Origin of the sequence: Okeania sp. SIO2F4 (assembly GCF_010672385.1) — a bacterium.
GTDB lineage: Bacteria > Cyanobacteriota > Cyanobacteriia > Cyanobacteriales > Microcoleaceae > Trichodesmium.
Genome location: NZ_JAAHGT010000004.1, coordinates 1 through 20,792 on the forward strand (window position 1 = coordinate 1; position 20,792 = coordinate 20,792).

Here is a 20,792-nt window from a genome sequence, read left to right on the forward strand (position 1 = left end):
TGAACTTACCCAAACTTACCCAAACTGATGTTAGCAGCTCTGGAGACAAGCTTCCTGCTTCAATGAAGACCACTGCCCCATGGGCTGTAACTTATCTTCTCCACAGGCTTAAAATCGGTGGGAACTCTACCTAATAATTTAAGTATGACATAAGCTTTGCCATTTACGACTAAAAATTTGCCAAAAAAGTAAGTTTAAGTATATTTAAGTAATATTTCAGCTTCTGTTTTTACCCCCTGACTCCTAACTCCTGACTCCTGACTCCTGACTCCTAATTTTTACACCAAAACTAATAAATATATCATATTTTTAATTTATGTCAAGTATGAACAGGTGTGGATTTCTATGGCTTTTTATTCAGTTTGCCGTCTATACATTAACTTGACACTTCAAGCAATAACTTGTTACATTTGTTTACAGTAAAGTTAAAAAATGTAAAGGAAAAGCAAATTATGGTTATTTTAATCTCACTATTCGTAATCGCTTGGGTAGCTGCTGCAGTAATCGGAAGTCAAGCTTACTTCTTGGGCGAGCAAACAAAGCCTATCCACGAGCGTAACTGGAATTCTGAGTCTTTTGAAAATTTATCTGAATCTTTGACTGGCAATAGATTAGACTACAACAACCGAGTTCCGTCGTATAGTATGGATGCCTATGCTAGTCAGCGTGTTAATGGTTTAAATGCTTAGGTAATAGTCAAAGATAGTATCCCATCATTGGGACAAAAATGTAGTAGAAGGAAGCAATCTTATTAGTTCCAAGCTACTACAAGAAAATCAACCTCCTATGAGAAGTCACGGTTGAATTTTTTTCTTCCTCTTGTTTCTGAAAGCTTGAATTATTTGATTTCCTCCCTAGCAGATATATTCTGTTGGGGCAATTTTTTTTGCTTCAATTTGGCTAAGGTAATATCAATAACGGTAGTAGTATGGCACAGCAATCAATTGATGTGCGATCGCGTACTGTCAAACTAATTAACTGCAATTCTAACAGGAGCTAACCTTAAGGAATCCAGTGGAGATATGCTGACTGATTTTCAAGGAGCAGACCTGAGTGGAGCTAGTCTGGAGGTAGCAAGCTTTATTGGTACTAACTTTACAGGTGCTGATTTCTTTACAGCAGGTACACCTATTGCTAATCTAGATAAAGCAGACCTCTCAAATGCGATATTGACTGGTGTTGATGCACAAAACATTTCATTTATAGATGGTATAGCAATTGGAGCAATTGGAGCAACTGTAACTAATGCCGACTTTAGTAACTCTCAATTGATTAAGTCTGACTGCACTAATGCTCTAGATTTAAACACAGCTATCTTTGCGGGAGCTGATACTACAGACGCGATTGGTATTTAGTTTGCAAAGCGGGGGTTGCTCAACCAAGGGATAAATCTTTGCATAAAAATAAAAGGTAAATCCCTTCTTTTACGGAATAATTATTAATTATTAATTATTAATTATTAATTAAATAATTCAGCTTTATTAGCTTCCCCTTTCAAGAGGAAAAAAAGTGCTAGGATATTTTCTTATATTCAATTCCCGTACGGTTTTAACCAGAGGTAATTATCCATTATCCATTAATGAATTCCTCTTTCTCTAAAACTACAATTCATCCCCCAAATATCCAACCCTGCAAAGCGTTTAGGGTAGCCGAGGTATAGTGGCAGTTATCCTATTTAATAGAATGCACCCTGTATTCAAAAATAGGGCAAAATATATTTGCCACTCAAGTAAATCCATGAAACAGAATAACTTTTTAACTTTTACAAAGTGTTTGGTAGTCAATACCATCAGGTAGAATTACATCAGCTAACTTAGCACTACTCAAATCAACCAGACTCAAATTAGCATGAGAAAGATTAGCACTACTCAAATCAGCACCATTAAAATTGGCTTTGGTCAGGTCAGCAGCAGAGAGATTAGAACTATTGAGATCGACCAGACTCAAATTAGCATGAGAAAGATTAGCACTACTCAAATCAGTAACAATTAAATACGAACCAGTTAAGTCAGCATGACTCAAATCAGCACCAACCAGATTAGCACCAATCAAACTTATATACTTCATACTCGCCTGCATTAGACAAGCATAACTTAGACTAGCACTAAAAAGAAAAGCCCGATTTAGATTAGCTTGGGAAAGATTAGCACCAAAAAGAAAAGCCCGATTTGCATCAATTTGCGAGAGATTAGCACCACTTAAGTTAGCATTACTCAGGTTAGCTTCACACAGTTTAGCTCCTTTTAAGTTAGCTTCACTTAAATTCGCCCCCACCAAATTTGCCCCACTCAAGTTAGCATTACTCAGATTCACACCAGAGAGATTAGTATTCATCAGGTCAGCATCACTAAAATCGGAATTACTAAAGTCAGCACCACTGAGATTAATACCTTCAAGGCCAACTTCTTGCTGTTTTGTAGCAATAAAATTTCTGTTACCATTAGTATAATCTTGTAGCAATTGCTTGGTATTATTCATTATGGGTATCTACGCTATATTTTTTGCTCTAGTTACTATTTTCCCAAAATACTAATACTAATAGATACTCATAAACTCTTAATTTTTTATTAAGAAAAGACTACGCCATGTACTCAGGAGTTTCGACTTAGTTAACAATTTGCGATACGGAGCGCGATCTAATACGCTAGTTCTCTTCACATGGCTTTGCAGGGAGGGTGAAATTTGTATCTTCTGCACTAATCGCTGCAAGTAACATTTCTGGGGTGTCTATCTATATAGACATAGACCTCACAAGAAATCCCGCTCGCTACGCTCGAACGGCGCAGTAAGGGTTTGAGGACTTTTTTAGTTATGTTTATCGACAAAGACTTAAATGTAAGTGTAGACTGATAAGATGCGGTGGGCAAAACCCGTCAATGCCTGTGGATGAGTAACCGCCGACGGCCTTAGGGACGTTGCATGCAACGTCCGTACAGCAGGAAGTAAACATCAATTTGTCACGCTACGTGACGCTTTGTATCAGTTTTATGAAGCAGAAGATAATGACTGATTACCCACTAAAGATTGTTTCTCTAATTCCCAGTGCTACAGAAATTATTGCAGCATTAGGGTTAACGAAAGCTATTGTTGGTAGAAGTCACGAATGTGACTATCCTCCAGAAATTCAAAATTTACCTGTTTGTACTCAACCTAAATTTAATCCTGATGGTAGTAGTCGGGAAATTCATGACCGCGCTACGGAGTTATTACAGTCTGCTTTAAGTGTCTATCGTGTCGAACTAGAAACATTAGAAAAATTACAACCTACTCATATTATTACTCAAGCTCAATGTGATGTTTGTGCTGTTAGTTTGGCGGATGTAGAAACAGCAGTCAAAAGTTTAACAAAAAGCCATCCTCAAGTTATCTCTTTAGAGCCTAATTTATTGACAGAAGTTTGGGCAGATATGGAACGAGTAGCAAATAATTTAGGAGTGGATGGGAATGCGGTAATTTATCAGTTGAAAAAAAGGGTAGCAGCTTGTGAGGAAAAAACACAAAATTTACCAGTTAATAATATTCCGAAAGTTGCCTGTATTGAGTGGAGTAACCCACTAATGGCTGCTGGAAATTGGATACCAGAATTAGTTAAACTTGCTGGTGGAAACTCATTATTTGGAGAGATAGGAAAGCATTCTCCCTGGTTAAAATGGGAAGAGTTATTAACTGCTAATCCAGATGTAATAATTTTTATGCCCTGTGGTTTTGATTTGGAACGTACTCGCTCAGATACTTTGGAGTTAATTAGAAGCTCAGAATGGCAAGATTTACCTGTAGTTAAGTCGGGAAAAGTTTATATTACTGATGGTAATTCTTATTTCAATCGTCCGGGACCAAGGTTAGTAGATTCTTTGGAAATTTTAGCAGAAATTTTACATCCTAAATTATTTAATTTTGGTTATCAAGGAATAGGTTGGGTGGAGTTACTAATTAATAATTAATAATTAACAATTAACAATTAATAATTACGGCTCTTCTAGGGTAGCTATGATAAATTACTACACTTAGGAACTCCATAAACCTTGCTATGCAAGGATTATGGTCATACAAAAAAGCAATTATAACAAAAATTCCTTTTTATTTGGTTAGATCCTCTGCTATTTAAGGGTTTAAGGTCCTTTAAACTACTAAGAAGCCACAACCAGTCTAGGAGAGCCATAATTAATTAATTATGGTTTAAAGCCTCCCCTTGGATAGGGGAAAAAAAGTGATATTGAATTTCCCAATATTCAATTCCCGAACGGTTTTAACCTTCTTGTAATTATCAATTATCCATTATCAATTATCAATTAATGAACTCTTCTCCCCTATCTAAATATGAAATACAAAAAATTCTGCAAATATACGAATCATCCCATTACCCTATCCCCCCATCACCCCATCACCCCATCTCCCCATCTCCCTATCAATCTTTAGTAGCAAACATTAACGTATTTCATATAAATTCTGACTTGATTAAATTTTAATCCCACCAATAAGAAATAACAACAGCATCTCGTTGGTAGGGTTTATTTTCGCTCATTAATGTTTCTGTTAATCGAGCTTTAAGACACCGTTGAAGTCTGAAAGCATATTCTTCATTTATGCCATCAATAATATCTACAGCATCAGCACGCCATTTTTTCCCCAAGTCTAAAAGTGACGATACTATTGTTGCTTGATTTTCAGTAAGGATATAAAGTGTATCAGCAGGATAAGATACAAAGTTAATTATACTTTCATGTGGCATAGGACGATAGTTAGTCATTGCTAAAAGTGTATCAATTAAACCACTAAAACTCAAGCCATTTTCATCGGGAGCAAAAATCGGTTTTGTGAATAAAAAACTTGCCCATAAAGTAGAATTTTTTATCAAATCTCTAATTACCTCTTCTCCATCAAATTGATTAAACTGACGTTGCCAAACAAGTGCAGCAAAAAGTTCTTGTGGGGAATAATATTTCGCAATGGATTGGATTTTTTCGATTTCTAGCATAAATTTTGAAGAATAAAGAATTTTTAAAGTAAAGTAAGGAAAAAGACTAGAAATTAAGTCAGATTGGTAGGATTAGAAAAACTAAAATTATAAAATTGGAGTACAGCAATTTCCAATTTCATCAATTCTAGCAATTCTTGTTTTCAGATAATATTATTACAATTCCTATAACCTCTGTTTGCTTTTGGCTTTTTAATTATGAATTTTGACTAAAAAACTTGCTAAAAACAAAGAGATAGATTAAATTAAATAGGACTTACGCACCAGACCACAGATATAGCGTTAAAAACTGTAACGTTATGGTTTTGGAACTCTATATATAGTATATTTGCGTAAGTCCTGATTAAATCTTAAATAGGGCTTGCTGATTAAATCTAAAAGCATTGACAGGTAAAGGTTTCAGCATTTTTAGGTCTGGAAAAAGTACAAGGTTTTCGTCCTAAAAAGCTCAAAAAGTTAGGATTTTGGGTTGATCCGAGGCAGAAAAATCAAGGGATGATGTTTCCTCCAGCCTCCTCTAAATTCCCAATTCCTCCTGACTCCTGACTCCTGACTCCTGACTCCTACCCTCACCTATAAGACTTTTTCAGCAAACCCTAAATAATACTGTTTTAGGAGCTTATGAACAGAAATTGACTCTCGATCAAAAAAATAGGTAATAGGAAAAAATAATTGATAATTTATCAATAATAATTGATTTTATTTGGGATGTTTGGAGAGGTCTAATACAAAATCAATCGATGTTTGCTACAAATAGTTATACCATGTCCAGATAATTAGTGATGAAAACACTTCTTTCTGTTGATAAATTCTTTTCTCCTGACTCCTGTCTCCTGTCTCCTGACTCCTACCTAATTATTTATAACTTTTCAACCAGACATAATATTAGTGAAAACTCCAAAACTACAACATTCTCCTAAATATTACTTTGAATCACTTTTCTATACTCACTCTTACGCTTCACACCTTTCAACTGTTCCACCAAACCCTTATCCTTAAAAAACTGAATCGTCGGTGTAGACATGACCCCCGCATTTTGAGCAATATCGGGATCTTCCTCAATATCAATCTCCACATAATGAATTTTTCCCTCAAACTCCTGTACCACCTTCTCCAAAATAGGTTTCAAAGCATGACATGGAGCACAGGTAGGAGCAGAATACTTCACAACAATTAGGCGATCGCTCTGATGGTAAAGGCGACGTAAAGCATAACCACCCAGATGGTGAGTAGCATTCTGCTCAAAACTCTCAACAGTATCAACAACCAATCCATTTTCAGATTCTTCCGGCGACTTTTCTACATTCTTTTCTGGAGCCAACTGTTGTGCCAAACCTTTTGACGACAACCATTTCTCTGCCAACATCGCCCCCATACAACCACTACCAGCAGCAGTTATAGCTTGACGAAACTCATAGTCTTGCACATCACCCACAGCATAAACACCAGGAACGCTAGTTTTGACTAGATCTTGAGTCACCACATAACCCACCTCATCCAATTCTAACTGCCCTTGAAAAATTTGAGTATTCGGAGTATGACCAATTGCATAAAATAAACCTCCAACTGGTAATTTCTTATGTTCACCAGTCTGACTATTTCTCACCTCCACCCCTTCCAAGCAACTCTTACCATAAACATCTACCACCTCAGTTTGCCAATGAACAGTAATTTTGTCATTTTCCAACACTCTGTCCTGCATCGTCTGGCTTGCCCGCATCTGATTCCGGCGTACCAACAAATGAACATGAGAACCATACTTAGTTAAATATATAGACTCTTCTGCTGCCGTATCCCCACCCCCAATAACTGCCAGTTCTACTCCTTGAAAACCTGGACTAGCTCCATCGCAGATAGCACAGGCGGAAATACCACTATTCCAAAATTTTTCTTCACTAGGGAGGTTGAGTCTTTTGGCAGTCGCCCCAGTAGCAATAATTATGCTGTGGGTTTTGATTTCCCGTTCCTCTGACTTAACAGTAAATGGGTGCTGAGTTAGGTTGACAGAAGTAACATCTTCTGTATATAGTTCTGCTCCCCATCGAACTGCTTGATTTTTCATCCGTCCCATTAGTTGAGGTCCAGTAATTCCTTCAGGAAAACCAGGGAAATTCTCTACTTCGGTAGTTGTCATTAGTTGACCGCCTGGTATACCTCCCATTTGGTAGCCTTCAAACACAACTGGTTTGAGGTTGGCACGTCCAGCATAAATGGCGGCGGTATACCCTGCTGGTCCAGAACCTATTACTACTAAGTTTTCTACTTTTTGCTTAGTCATAGTTAATTCAAAATTTGACTTTCGTGAAACGGTATAAGTATCTCCCATTATGCAACTTGAGAAGCTGTTTTGCTACACAAACAGTGAAACTTTCGACGCTCTATACTATCGTAGAAAAATCAGATCGTCGCGACTATCAATTAACTAAATTTTTCTATGTCTGAAAATCAAGAATGGCTAGGTTTAATGATTGGAAATTCCCGGTTACATTTTGGTTATTTTGCGGGTGCAATACTTCAGAATACTTGGGATACTGAATATCTTCAACAAAAGGAAGTTAAATCTCATATAAATCAGGAAAAGGGAATAGAAAAAAGCCTCAAAAGTATATTAAAAAGTAAGAATATAAACTTCAATTATGGGATGCCTTTGTTAATAGCATCAGTAGTTCCCGAACAAACAGCACTTTGGCAAACTTATACTAGGTTTGATATGATTACTCTAGATAAGTTATCACTGCAAGGACTTTATCCTACTCTGGGAATAGATAGAGCTTTAGCAGTTTTGGGTGCAGGTACAAACTTGGGTTGGCCTATATTAGTCATAGATTCTGGTACAGCAATGACCTTTACTGGTGCTGACCTCGAAAAAAAAATAGTGGGAGGAGCTATTTTACCAGGGCTAAGGTTACAGTTATCATCCTTAGCAAAGGGAACAGCTATGTTACCATTAATTGATATACCTTTAGAGTTACCTCCAAGGTGGTCAAAACAAACAGCAACAGCAATTCAAAGTGGGATAATTTATACCATATTAGCAGGTATGAAAAATTATCTTGTATCTTGGCTAGAAGAATTTCCTGATAGTAAAATAGTATTGACTGGAGGCGATCGCCACATATTACTGACTCATTTTAAAACAATATTTCCTGAGTTAGCTGCAACTGTTATAGATGCACCTGATGTAATTTTTTGGGGAATGGCAAAAGTATGGCAGAAAATTTCCCAGCAATAGAAACAAATATGAAGATAAATATGAATTATTTACTGAAGAATAGTATATTGTAAGATTATGTTAGGGTAGCTTTTTAGCAACCTCCCTCAGATAGAATTGTCTATTTTGTCCATTTATCAAACTAACAAGTTAAAGTATGACAAGTTCTGAAATGATAGATTCTCAGACAAGTATCCAGGTAGATACTTATAAATCAAAACCACCTAGTCCTGGCATATTACCACTTTTGAGAATACTTGAATACCTATCTTTGGCAACTGCTGTTGGGTCGGGAATTACAGTTTATTTATTCCCAGAAAATCTTAAATTACTCATCACTTTAGTAGTTTCTATTAGTTTGTTTATTTTCTTGTTGCTTCTAAATAACCAATTACAAAGTAACTACACCAAGACAGTAAGCGATTCTAATATAGTTAAAAAAGCAACCTTATATGGTAGTGTCTTACAACTACAAAATTCTCCAGAAGGTACTCAAATAACTCAAGCTGTAGAAAAAGCTTTAAATTATACTCAAGAGTTAATAGATGACTATAAAAAAACTCGCCAAAAAGCCAGAAATATCTACTATATTTTACAGTTGGGAACAATAGTTTTTTCTGGAGTTACCCCAATTTTAGTTCTGGTTGATAAATTAGAAACAGGCCAGGTTTGGTTGAAATGGTTACCTGTAATTTGTCCGGCGATCGCTTCTATTGTTGCTAGTGTTGTAACTTCATTTCCTTTCCAAGAAAATTGGATTTCTGCTAATAGAGTAGTAGAACTTTTAGAAGCGGAACAGGAAAAATTTCTCTTAGGAACAAATCCAAGTTATAAAATTTATGATGTTGCCGATCCAATAGAACGTTGCAAAACGGCAAGAAATTCTATAGCTAGCTTTATTACTAAAGTAAATACTATTCATCTCAAGCAAGTAGAAGGGCAAGAATCAGTACAACAACAAGAAGAGAAAAAGGAAGAAAAGAATAATAGTCCATCAGTAGCTATTAAGTAGTCAATAAGTTTATTAAAGAGTACCTAAAAAATTTCATTTTTAGGATAAGGGGAGGTCTTTATTTCCTCCCTAAAAATAGCAACTAAATTTATGTAATTGAATATGTTATTAAATAAATCCCTTATATTTGCTAGTTTAACTATTTGTTTATTAGTTTCCGTAAGTAGTTGCGCCAATAATTCTGCCAACAAAGAGCTAGAGGAAATTTTTGCAGCAGACCCCGAGTTAGAAAATAATCCTCCTTTTAACCAATCAAATCAAACCTCTAATCAAAACGACCAACAATTAGAAAAACCAGTACAACTTCCAACTGATATTCCCTCAGAAATCTCCCCAACTCCTAACTCCGAGTTGCTGGAGAAATCTGAACCTTCTGCCATCTCAACTTTACCACCAACTCCACAACCAGAAATTCAGCCATTGCCTAATCTCACAGTATCACCAGAAGAATTTCCTACTCCCGCAGTAGCAGCACTATCGACACCAACACCATTCCCTACTGATGGTATACCGCCGACTCCTACCCCCACACCTTTAGAGTCTCCTGTATTAAAAAAAGCTCTCAGAGATGTACCAACAGGATTACGTCCATACATTACAGATTTGGCCAAACTGGGAGTATTTCAGCAGGAACAAACCAATAATCAGGATAATCCCGATACGACAACTATATTAGAACCTCAAAATCTTGTCAGTCGGCGTGTATATGCTAGATGGTTAGTAAGTGCAAATAATGAGATGTTTGCTAATAATTCTGCTAAACATATCCGATTAGCTAGAGCAAATGAAAAACCAATTTTTGAGGATGTGCCAAAAACTGACCCCGACTTTGCTGTAATTCAAGGTTTGGCAGAAGCAGGTTTAATTGCTAGTCCTTTATCTGGGGATGTTAATGTGGTTAAGTTTCGCCCAGATGATTTTTTAACTCGTGAGGATTTAATTCTTTGGAAGGTACCTTTAGATTTTCGGCAACCATTACCAGAAGCGACAATAGAGAAAGTTAAGGCAGCTTGGGATTTTCAAGATACTTCTAAAATTGACCCTGCTGCTTTGAGAGCAGTATTAGCAGATGCTGAGAATAATTTTTCTAATATTCGTCGGGTTTTTGGTTATACCAGATTGTTTAGGCCAGATAAGACAGTGAGTCGGGCTGAAGCTGCTGCTGTTCTATGGTATTTTGGAGACCAGAACGATGGTATCTCGGCTCAGATGGCCTTGCAAGCAAAGTGAGAATCTAGTGGAAAGGAAGGAAGAAGGAAGAAGGAAGAAGGAAGAAGGAGGAAGGAAGAAGGAGGAAGGTTAATTAACTATTGTTGATTTACTAATTTTTATTCATATATATATATTGATATAGTTATACCGACCGAGTTGTATAGATTATGCTAAAATATGACAAACAGAGTAGTTTGTGGTGTCAAACCAGGCCACTAAGTAACCGCTATCCTGATAAGTTATCCCTAGCATGGTCAAGTAATTAAAACCTCTGTGCCGGCCGATAACCAAGGCGACGTAAGTATTTAAAAGCATCTACAGGTTTTCTTGTAGACATTGGGAGATACCCCCTCAGCAGGTTAATCTGGCTGTGCATTGTTAGCTTTAGGTTAGCACTCATAGTATCGGAGCATTTAGTTGAGATTCAAAGGTTCAAACTTTGGTTTGAATATGGCCAAATAGTGCTGGAGAAAATTTTTTTTCATACCCCTTGACATTTATTTAGGAATTCGCTATCCTAATAAAGGTTAAAAGAAAGAACTAAGCCCCCATCGTCTAGAGGCCTAGGACACCTCCCTTTCACGGAGGCGACAGGGATTCGAATTCCCTTGGGGGTATAAAGAATAAAGGATGACAAAATTTAATTTCTTGTCATCCTTTTAATTTTTTGTCATTTTAGATATCAAATAATTACCTAGTTAAACAAGAGTAGGGGTTTGTTCAATAATTAATAATTAACAATTAATAATTACCTCTTCTTATAACAGATAGGATTGGCTAAAAGGAAGTTTTTTCTTGTCTTGGTCGATATATTAATCTACAGTAATCCTAAAGCAAAAACTTTGAAATTCTATTCTGACTCTACTGGGCTGACATGGGTAATTTTGTGCATTAGGGCCGGTTCATCTCATCTTAAGGGTTGAGCATTAAACTTTCAATAATGAACCCGCCCCTACAATTTTTTGAACGTTTAACTAGACCTACCTACTTAAAAAATACAACTCTTGTAGGGATTTTCCATAGCACATCCCTACTTTGTTTTAAAAATCAAAAAAAATATATCAAAAGTCAATTATATGCTTTTTTAATAAAGCTATATTAACTATTATCAAATATGACGTTTTGTCATAGATAAATATTATGTAAAGACACTTATCCTCTCAAGATATAGATGCTAATATTTAACCGGAATTTTACTTAAATTAGGCATCTATAATATTATGTTCAAAAATTTGAAAACTACAGGTATTGGTTGTTTTGCAACTTTAGCTATGCTTTTAGTTGGTAGTGCAGAAGCTAAAGCAGCAACAATTACTTTCGATGCAGAAATATATACTAGCGATGTGAATACCTGTAGTTCTCCATTGACTAAAGCTGAATGTTTTATGGAAAATGGATTTAATGTAGCAGCATTTTCAGCACGGAAAATAGGTAGTGACGAAGCTTTTTTTAGTGAAACTGGACATTTTCATTCTCGTAACAGTTATGAAGCTCAACATTTTAGCTCTAACTCAGAAGATCCCACAGATTTAAGACTTTTAGGTGTATTTATCACTTCAAAAAATGGTGGTTATTTCAATTTAGAAAGTTTAGATTATCAATTGCGGAATAATGAAAGAGCAATTGATGGTTATACAACTGATGATACTAAAATCTTAATCTCTACAACATTTGACCCGACAAAACAAGTGTCTGGTCAATTTACAGAATATTCTATTGGTAATGATATATCCTTACCTTTTCAAACTTTACCAATAGAAGGTTTTGAAGAAATTAATCAGATTTTTATTTCTAGTTCTGGTGATGTGAATTTTGATAATATCAATTTAACTCCTGTTCCTGAACCGACTTCAATATTAGGTTTATTAGCTTTAGGTACATTTGGTGGTGCTTCTGTTTTAAAGCGCAAACAAAAATAACCAGCTCGTAAGCATTTAAAGGTAATGAAGCTGATAGCTAATAGCTGACCGCTGAATGCTTAAACAAGATTAAATTATTCAGAATAGCTGTGTCTTTTTATGAAAGACATAGCATTTTTTTTATTGGGAGTAAAAAAGTTGATTTAGTTGAGTCCAAGAAAATTTATAGTATAGTATAGACTCCTACTTTTTTTAAGTCCGAAAACTGCCCTTTATTTAAACCCTGCTCTTAAGGGCGAGACATTCTCAAATTATCAAATATAGTCACAGTAAGAATTTAACTTCTGACTTCTGACTTCAAACTTCTGACTTCAGCTATATGTTTGGTTTTATTATTGTTTTACTTGCATCATTCTGTTTTTGTTTCCAAAATGTTATTGTCAGAATTCTTTTTAATGAACAAACAATTTTAGGGATTTTTCCCACAGGTGGATTTGTTATACCTAACCTACAAAATTCTTTTCTACTAATGTTTATGCGGATGGTATTAGTAGTTCCTTTGATGGCATCCTTCGCGGCAAAACTTTACCCGCTTACTTGGCAAGATATTCGAGCATTAGGAAATAATGAAGCGCGTCCTATATTAGGGCGATCGCTCCTTGGTGGAGTGTTGATGTTTCTCTATTTAGCACTACTTTATCTATCTATAGGTTTAATCCAAACTGGAATTGCCTTAACTCTGTTTTTTACTTACCCAATATTCACTTCGCTGTTTTCTTGGGTATTTTTAGGTATTCCCCCTACAAGGTTTCGCTGGATGATAATGGTAGTTGTGTTAGTTGGAACTTTTCTGACTATTCCTTATACTCAGACAACATCCGATAGTTACAATGGAATTGGAGTAATTTTTGGCATTGCTTCCGGACTTGCTTATGCTCTCTATACTGTAAATGCACAAAAAAGTTTTGAAGGTATACATCCAGTTCCCTTTACTTGGATTAGTTTTGCTACTACTTTAGGGTTATCTACTCTTAGTTTATTTATTTGGCAGGGAGACAATACTGACCTTAACTGGACTCCTATGTGGGTTGGTGGTTTCCTCTCAGCGATCGTTACTTTGAGTGGTCATTTAATGTTTAATTATGGAATTAAGTTGATAGGTGCTACTACTGCTGCAACTATTGGCGCAACTAATCCCAGTCTGACAGCAATTTTAGCATGGTTAACTATTCAAGAAACTATTAATGGTTTGCAAATTCTGGGTATTGTTATTGTCACTATAGGTATTTTGCTCTTGAGTCAAGAACATCGACGTTTACTATAGTTAATATGATATAGACGTTGCTGAATAAATGTATGATTTCATAGGAGTCAGGAGTTAGGAAGGAGTTTTTCGGTAACTAAACAAGAATAAATAGGTATAATATCATGTCCGGATAAGAGCGTGATAAAAAAAATTTTGTTTGTAGTAGGGCTTTAGCCCGATAATAGATAGATATTGCTCAAGCCCTACTAGGAGCTTTAATTATAACTATTCAACCGGACATGATACAATTTGCACTATTGTTTTGGCTGAAAATTTTCAATTAGTTAAATTTCATACCTCAAATCAGCAACGCTGTGATATAATTTTAGTTCACCTTATATAGCACTCGAAGCAAAGATCAAGAATTAGCTATCTATTAAAATTCAATTATTGGATAGTGGAAGGCAGTGGGAGCATCTTGCTCCCGTGGATGGAAGTCAGGAATTATATCATCAGGACTTACGCATAACCACCATATATAGTAGGGGTTAACGGCCGTTAACCCCTACAGATGGCGTATAATTTCATTTTTTCGTAAGTCCTGATCATATCGGGGTATTGACATCCTCATATTAGGGCTAAAGTCTTACTACGAGCCCTAATTATAACCATTCAACCGAACATGAAACTACTACTTCAACCTAATTTCAATCTGCACTTCACTCCGTTTCAACTCTTCCGGTGTCATTGGCGAATTATACAACAACCGTCTCGGGGAACTCACAACTTCATATTCTGGGTGCTGCGCCAACCAATATTTCAACTTTTGCAAATTTTGTTCGTAGCTCTCCCAAGTATAAGCACCCTGCACTCCAATACTTACAACTGTCATTGGCAAAGTATCTCTCACCATCACCTGAGAATCAATTTTTTGGGGAGTCATATCTGGGGTGGAATAGAGAAAAGATACTTCTGTTTGTTCGCCTTCCCTGACATAACGAGCTTCCACAGGTGTTGTCATAGCAATTTGATTAGTGCTGATATGTTGATATAGTGGGTCGAAAGCAATTCTGGTTGCCATGCGGGAATCACCTGTATGGGTGTAGGTGACGGCGCGGTATTGGGGATATTCTTTAACTTCGATGACATTTACTTCAGTAGGTTGAGGAAAACCTTGGGGTAAGGATGCAGACATAATTTTTTGGATGATTGATGTAAGATTCGATCTACTGTTTTTTTTGTTTTAATCACTTAAATAAGCCATTAAAAAACCCTTTTGCCTTTTCAACAGCTACATTTGCTGTATCAACAGCTACGTTTGCTGCTTGCCAAACCATAATTTGCCCTATGCTCTGATTAATTTCATTAACTTTTGCAGTATTGCCCTGTTCTTCAAATAAGTTTTTAGCTTTCTCTAGTGCTTCTATAGCTTCTTGTTGCTCACCTTTCTTTTTCAAAATATCTCCTAATACTTCATAAAACCAAGGATCGCTTGAATCAAGCTGAATCGCTTTTTTGACTTCCTTGAGCGCTTCATCAAGTTCACCTTGTCTTTGCAAAGTATATCCCAAGTTACAATGGAATATTGCATTGTCAGGGGCTAAGTGAACTGCTTTTCGGCAGGCTGTTATAGCCTCCTCTTGTTGATTGTCAGCAATCAAAACAATTCCCAGGTTACTATAAAGCATGGAATTGTCAGGATTAAGCTGAATCGCTTGTCGGTAGGCAACCACTGCCTCTCCTGGTTTATTCTTTTGGGATAAAGCATTACCTAAATTACTGTAGTATACTGCATCATTAGGATTAAGACGAACTGCCTCTTGATACTCAACAATTGCCTCATCAAGCTTATTTTGACTATATAAAGCATTTCCTAGAATATTGTGAAATGTAGCTTCATTAGAATTAAGGGAAATTGCTTCTCGGTAAGCAGCTATAGCTTCATCTAGCTTGTTTTGATTATAAAAAGCATTCCCTAAATTACTTTGAAACCATGCTTCATTAGGATTAAGACGAATTGCTTCTTGGTAAGCAGCTATAGCTTCATCTAGCTTGTTTTGATTATAAAAAGCATTCCCTAAATTATTTTGGAGCCATGCGTCATTAGGATTTAAACAAACCCCTTCCTGGTATTTCTTAATCGCTTCGTCAATCTTGTTTTGAGCCATAAAAACATTTCCCAAGCCGTTATAAGCTAGAACAAATGTTGGATTAAGGCGAATAGCTTGCTTATATTTAGTAATTGCTTCCCCTAACTTATTTTGCTGGTATAAAGCATCTCCCAAGTAAGAATAAGCTACTGGATCTTTAGGATCGAGACTAATTGCTTCATCAAAAGCAACAACTGCTTCCTCTATACGATTTTCCTGTTGTAGTTGTAAGAGAGCGAAACCTAAGTTATTGTATGCGTATACCAACTTAGGGTTAATGCGAATAACTTCCTTGTAGGAGGCGATCGCTTCCTCAATCTTACCCAAACCCATCAAAGCATTTCCTAAATTAGTATGAGCATCTATATTGTTAGGATTCAGGCGAATTTGTTCTTTGTAACGATCTATTGCGTGTTTAAAATCTTCTACAGCATCTTCATTCTTACCTAGTTGCTTCTGTACTTCGGCTAAACCGTGGCGAGAACCAGTATCGTTAGGATTGATGCGAATTGCTGTTTCATAGGAAGCGATCGCGTCATTGAAATTTCCTTTTGCAAATAAAACACTTGCTAAACCTTGATGAAGACATACAAGACTAGGATTAATATCTATAGCTTTTTTAAACTCAGCAACCGCATCATCTAGCTTACCTTGAGCGTGGAAAGTGTTTCCCAAATTATTGTAAACAACTGCTAGATTAGGTTTTAATAAAAGGGTTTCCTGCCATGCTTCTATTGCTTCCTCTAGCTTATTTTGAGTGTGCCATATACAACCCAAATTACCATAAGCCACTGCATTGCGGGGATTGAGTTCAATTGCTTTTTTGCACTCAATAGTCGCTTCTTCTAGTAAATGCTCACTCTAATTAGATAATTCACCCTTTAAAGCCTCCCCAATAAAGGGGAAAAAGCGGTCGGAAAGCGCAGCATTCCGTAGGATGGGATGGCGAGGTCTCCGTTCCCTCCGGGACGCTACGCGAACGCTAGCCTCCAATCGACCAAGAGAGCGATCGGAAAGCGGAGCATTCCGTCAGTATGGGATGGCGAGGTCTCCCACTCTTGACAGAGCCGCGTTTCATGTCGCGTTTGCGCAATTATTCCGTAGGAAAGCGAAACGCTTTTCAAGTCGCTCCGCGTTAACGAAGTTTAGCGTTCCGCGAAACGCCATATCCAATCTCCCTTTGAGAAATAAATTTTTTCCCTACCGCATCAATCCTCTCCCTAAAAGGGAGAGGTAATTATCCATTATCCATTATCCATTATCCATTAATGAACTGGTCATTCTTCTATTAGTTATAGCAATTTTTATTCTGGTGAGGTAAAAAGGTCTAGGTTTTAGGGAACAACAGATTTGGTCACAGAGGACAGAACAGAAAAAAAAGTTTACCTCACTAACTTGGGAAACCCTATATAAACTAAAAAATTCAAGATAATATTTATCTTGTCGCTGCATCAACGAATAAGCTTTAATACCATTAAAAAAAAAGAATGTTACGAATAATAAGCACTATTAAAATACTTTATAGGATAGTAGATGTCCCTTTAACTAATAAGATAATTTAGATAATTTATGAATTAAGAAATGGTATCAAAACTATTCATTCTGACTCGGTCTGACTGACTTCCCCTCCAGGGAGGGGTTAGGGTGGGTTGACCAAAACAAAAATCCCATAGCTATTTGTAGGCAACATTTATCAAATTGAGATAATACTTCTACTTAAGCTATTTAGTGAATTATGATAACTTGAGCAACAAATATAAATCAAGCTTCTTAATTCCCAATAATTAATAATATCATATCTGAAAAAGTTTGCTATTTATCCTGAAAAAAAGGTGGTAGATGTAGGTATTAGGAAGTTCGGGAGGAATACAAAAAATTCAAGTAGTTGTGCAATAAAGCATTATTTTTGAAAAATAGTATAACTAAATTATTTTCAATTTGAATGTCAACAATTCTTCTCTCTATTCTCTGTTCCTAAAAAGTCACAAACCTCTATCTATCCTAATAATAGGATCTGATTTTTCATTTTACCTGTTGTTTTCCCCAATGCAGTGATGAAAATGCCTACAAATTTCAATAAATTTCCTGATTTTTCTATTCTACCTTGTCTTTTTTCTCTATTAATACTAAACTTTTCAACTTCCTTAACCTGAGTCAGGACTAATACCATGCATCAAAAAAGAATGTTATGAATAAAAAGGATAATTGAAAGACTTTACCGAAAATTTAAGGTTTAAAGCCTCTCCTTTCAGGCAGAAAAAAATTCCTTTGAACCAATCCTCTTATGAAAAAGAAGAAGTAATTATTAATTGTTAATAATTAATGATTGAAATGAGATTTTCCTTTAACTAAAAAGAGAAACTCAACCCTCGTAAATAGTATTTAAGTTATTCATCCTGACTCAGTCTGACTAGACTGAGTCCACCTAACTCCTATAAACAGCTTAACTATTTGTAGCAGACTGACACATCTAAAATGGTGCCCTGCGACTGATTGGTGAATCCCTTTCATAGTCTGAATTTAATCCGTAAATACGCACCCTACTGGATTGTTTCATCTTAAATGGTGCGTTAGATGGGGAGTGTGGTCCGGGTGGGAAGTGTGGGGAGAGTGGGGAGAAAAAGACACCTAAAAACAAAAATAAGAGTGCACAGTTTTAGCTGAAACAGTCCACTACAATTTTGCTATAAACAGCCTAACTATTTGTAGTAAACATTTATCACGCCTAGTATAATTTTCATTCATTGGAGTTTTAAATCCAAAATAAAAACTAGACTCCTGAAACTTCAGGAACCTAGTTCACTCTTTAAATAATTTTTACTGAAGGTTTAAGCTGATACAGAAAAAGCCACAAACATCAAACTACCTACTAATACAACTCCTAAAGCTCCTAAAATAAGATAGTTCATCTGTTGTTTCTGATCGGGAGCCTCAGCTTGATAAACTTTTGGCTCTTGAGCAAAATTATTTAAACGTCCACCTTCTTCTGTTGTATATGGCATAATTAAAGACCTTTTTTCCTTATTATTTCTTAACTATTACCTAGACTAACAGAAAATTGGCGAAAATAGGAAATTATTACTAGAGATCGGGACTGTTAATCCTTCCAGTCAAAGGAGAAGAAGCAGTTGCATAATCTTGTTTCGGTATTCTGCCAGCTAGATAAGCTAAACGACCTGCTTCTGTGGCCATTCCCATTGCTTTAGCCATGACGGGTGGATTTTTGGCCAGAGCGATCGCTGAATTAATTAGTAAAGCATCGGCTCCCATTTCCATTGCTTGAGTTGCTTCACTAGGAGTTCCTATTCCTGCATCAACTACCACAGGAACAGTAGAATTGTCAATAATTATGGAAATATTGGCTGCATTTTGGATTCCCTGCCCCGAACCTATCGGTGAACCCAAAGGCATAACTGTGGCACAACCAGCTTCTTCAAGTCTTTTAGCTAGTAGTGGGTCAGCATTAATGTAGGGTAAGACGGCAAAACCTTCTTTAATTAATTGTTCTGCAGCTTGTAATGTACCTATGGGGTCTGGCAATAAATATTTAGGGTCGGGAATAACTTCCAATTTGACAAAATTATTATCTTCTTGGCCTAACAATTTTGCCATTTCTCTACCCAGTCTAGCTACTCTAACTGCATCTTCAGCAGTTTGACAACCGGCAGTATTAGGCAACATCCAGATTTTTTGCCAGTCTATAGCTTCTGCCAACCCTTCATGGCCAGGAGCTTGAGTTTGTACCCGTCGTACTGCGACAGTGACAATTTCACATCCACTAGCCTCTATACTTTGCTGCATTGTCTCGATGGTGGGATATTTGCCTGTGCCTGTCATTAGACGGGAGGAAAATTTTTTACCTGCAATAATTAGAGGTTCTTCTAGGGTTTGTGTGGTTCCTTGTTCTACTGTCTGCATTGTTGAATTTTTATATTTACAACTATAGTCATTTTAGTTTATACTGAGACAAAAATTTCTTAATCAGGACTTACGCACAGGTACTATATATAGAGTTCAAAAACTATTGCGCAAGAGTTTTGAACTCTATATATAGCGTCTCTGCATAAGTCGTATTAATTTCAAAGGGTTTCAGCTAAAAAAAATCAGGACTTACGCAAAGGTACTATATATGGAGTGTAAAAACCATAGCGCAAGAGTTTTAAGCGCTATATATGCTGTATCTGCGTAAGTCCTGAAAATGTTTCATTCTTATTTAAAATGACTATATAGCAATCCTATTTTATTTGTGTATAAAAATCTTACCGCTTTTAGGCAACAGGCGAGAGTTTCAGTTTTTTTTATCTACTTTTTGATTAACCGCAATATAAGCAAGGGCGGATTGCTATATTTTAATCCTGCCATTAAACGCGAGGTCTTATACCAAATCTTATTCATGGAAAGCTATGATAGGTATTAGGGGTTAGGGAAAAATACGCTCAGTATCAAAGCAAGAATTGAATAAAGCATTAATACCTGTTGGTTCTCAAAAAAAACAAATATTTTGCAATATATCTGGTTGATTTTTACCTTGTAATTTCTCTTTAAATTTCAAAAATTCTAATTTTGAATAGATATATCTAAATCTTAAATTGGTTGTGAAAAATATTCAAGTAATTAGGGCTTGTTGAAAAAGTCTTATGAGTAAGGGTACGAGTCAGGAGACAGGAGACTGGAGACTGGAGAAATGGGAATTATACAGGAGGTAGAAGGAATTATTGTCCCTTGATTTTTCTACCCTTGAGATACCAAAATCCTAACTTTATTAGTCTCTCAAGCTCAAAAATTTATACTTTTTTCCCTCTAAAAAGGCTTGAGCCTTTATCTGTCAATCCTTTTATATTTAATCAGCTAGCCCTAATTAATATTAACTGACTGATTTTTTTTATTGTGACTTCTGACTGCCGGTTTATTATAGCCAGCAAAATATTACAAACTAAATAGGATTTTTATCGTTTTTATGATTAAGATTAGCTATCAAGTTTTTGGTTTTTAGGAAGGTTGCAAGACAGAATTAGTAAGTGCCTAGGCAAAATTAATTACCTAATTTGATTCCTTATCTTATTATTTTTTTTCCCCTGCATCATACCTCCATACCTATTCCCTGTGTCGTGAGTGTAGCAATATTTT

Annotated in this window: 15 protein-coding genes and 1 tRNA gene; 9 read left to right on the plus strand and 7 right to left on the minus strand. The window is 36.1% G+C overall.

Going from position 1 to position 20,792, the window contains the following annotated elements:
* Positions 1 to 452: 452 nt before the first annotated feature.
* Together F6K22_RS00375 and F6K22_RS00380 are read left to right on the plus strand one after the other, a co-directional pair.
* Positions 453 to 689 (plus strand): photosystem II protein, Psb35-related, encoded by a 237-nt coding sequence (locus F6K22_RS00375; protein WP_293092151.1) that lies wholly within the window; start codon positions 453 to 455, stop codon positions 687 to 689.
* A 333-nt stretch (positions 690 to 1,022) separates the two neighbouring features.
* On the plus strand, positions 1,023 to 1,355 hold the full coding sequence (locus F6K22_RS00380; protein ID WP_293092153.1) for a pentapeptide repeat-containing protein: 333 nt from the start codon (positions 1,023 to 1,025) through the stop codon (positions 1,353 to 1,355).
* 400 nt (positions 1,356 to 1,755) lie between these two features.
* Here the strand turns inward: F6K22_RS00380 and F6K22_RS00385 are convergent, their stop codons facing one another.
* Entirely contained in the window at positions 1,756 to 2,478 is a 723-nt protein-coding gene (locus F6K22_RS00385) for a pentapeptide repeat-containing protein (RefSeq protein ID WP_293092155.1), read from the minus strand.
* Positions 2,479 to 3,002: 524 nt separating this feature from the next.
* On the opposite strand from F6K22_RS00385, the gene F6K22_RS00390 reads away from it, so the two are divergent.
* Positions 3,003 to 3,941: a cobalamin-binding protein gene (locus F6K22_RS00390; RefSeq protein ID WP_293092157.1), complete on the plus strand. Its 939-nt coding sequence runs from the start codon at positions 3,003 to 3,005 to the stop codon at positions 3,939 to 3,941.
* Positions 3,942 to 4,462: 521 nt separating this feature from the next.
* Here F6K22_RS00390 and F6K22_RS00395 read toward each other — a convergent pair.
* Both F6K22_RS00395 and trxB read right to left on the minus strand, forming a co-directional pair.
* The gene (locus tag F6K22_RS00395) at positions 4,463 to 4,975 is read right to left on the minus strand and encodes a hypothetical protein (protein ID WP_293092159.1); all 513 of its coding nucleotides are present in this window, start codon (positions 4,973 to 4,975) and stop codon (positions 4,463 to 4,465) included.
* Between the two features lie 916 nt (positions 4,976 to 5,891).
* Positions 5,892 to 7,253 carry a thioredoxin-disulfide reductase gene (gene trxB, locus F6K22_RS00400; RefSeq protein ID WP_293092161.1) on the minus strand — a complete coding sequence of 454 codons (1,362 nt, stop codon included), beginning with the start codon at positions 7,251 to 7,253 and terminating at the stop codon, positions 5,892 to 5,894.
* Positions 7,254 to 7,409: 156 nt separating this feature from the next.
* Between trxB and F6K22_RS00405 the strand changes: the two genes are divergently transcribed.
* The 6 genes from F6K22_RS00405 to F6K22_RS00430 all read left to right on the plus strand — a co-directional run bounded on the left by F6K22_RS00405 (position 7,410) and on the right by F6K22_RS00430 (position 13,593).
* Positions 7,410 to 8,207, plus strand: coding sequence for a pantothenate kinase (locus F6K22_RS00405; RefSeq protein WP_293092163.1), 798 nt, complete (start codon positions 7,410 to 7,412; stop codon positions 8,205 to 8,207).
* A gap of 136 nt (positions 8,208 to 8,343) precedes the next feature.
* A complete protein-coding gene (locus F6K22_RS00410) occupies positions 8,344 to 9,198 on the plus strand; it encodes a DUF4231 domain-containing protein (protein WP_293092165.1) in 855 nt (284 codons plus the stop codon).
* Positions 9,199 to 9,300: 102 nt separating this feature from the next.
* Positions 9,301 to 10,428 (plus strand): S-layer homology domain-containing protein, encoded by a 1,128-nt coding sequence (locus F6K22_RS00415; RefSeq protein WP_293092166.1) that lies wholly within the window; start codon positions 9,301 to 9,303, stop codon positions 10,426 to 10,428.
* A 526-nt stretch (positions 10,429 to 10,954) separates the two neighbouring features.
* A tRNA-Glu gene (locus tag F6K22_RS00420) sits at positions 10,955 to 11,027 on the plus strand.
* Between the two features lie 603 nt (positions 11,028 to 11,630).
* Entirely contained in the window at positions 11,631 to 12,329 is a 699-nt protein-coding gene (locus F6K22_RS00425; RefSeq protein ID WP_293092168.1) for a PEP-CTERM sorting domain-containing protein, read from the plus strand.
* 319 nt (positions 12,330 to 12,648) lie between these two features.
* The gene (locus tag F6K22_RS00430; RefSeq protein ID WP_293092170.1) at positions 12,649 to 13,593 is read left to right on the plus strand and encodes a DMT family transporter; all 945 of its coding nucleotides are present in this window, start codon (positions 12,649 to 12,651) and stop codon (positions 13,591 to 13,593) included.
* A 613-nt stretch (positions 13,594 to 14,206) separates the two neighbouring features.
* Here F6K22_RS00430 and F6K22_RS00435 read toward each other — a convergent pair.
* The 4 genes from F6K22_RS00435 to F6K22_RS00450 form a co-directional block, all read right to left on the minus strand.
* Positions 14,207 to 14,710, minus strand: a complete 504-nt coding sequence (locus tag F6K22_RS00435; RefSeq protein WP_293092172.1) for a heme-binding protein — start codon at positions 14,708 to 14,710, stop codon at positions 14,207 to 14,209.
* A 52-nt stretch (positions 14,711 to 14,762) separates the two neighbouring features.
* Entirely contained in the window at positions 14,763 to 16,499 is a 1,737-nt protein-coding gene (locus F6K22_RS00440) for a tetratricopeptide repeat protein (RefSeq protein WP_363272548.1), read from the minus strand.
* A 1,994-nt stretch (positions 16,500 to 18,493) separates the two neighbouring features.
* Positions 18,494 to 18,667, minus strand: coding sequence for a photosystem II assembly protein Psb34 (gene psb34 / locus F6K22_RS00445; protein ID WP_293092174.1), 174 nt, complete (start codon positions 18,665 to 18,667; stop codon positions 18,494 to 18,496).
* A gap of 79 nt (positions 18,668 to 18,746) precedes the next feature.
* On the minus strand, positions 18,747 to 19,583 hold the full coding sequence (locus F6K22_RS00450; RefSeq protein WP_293092176.1) for a thiazole synthase: 837 nt from the start codon (positions 19,581 to 19,583) through the stop codon (positions 18,747 to 18,749).
* Between the last annotated feature and the right edge of the window lie 1,209 nt (positions 19,584 to 20,792).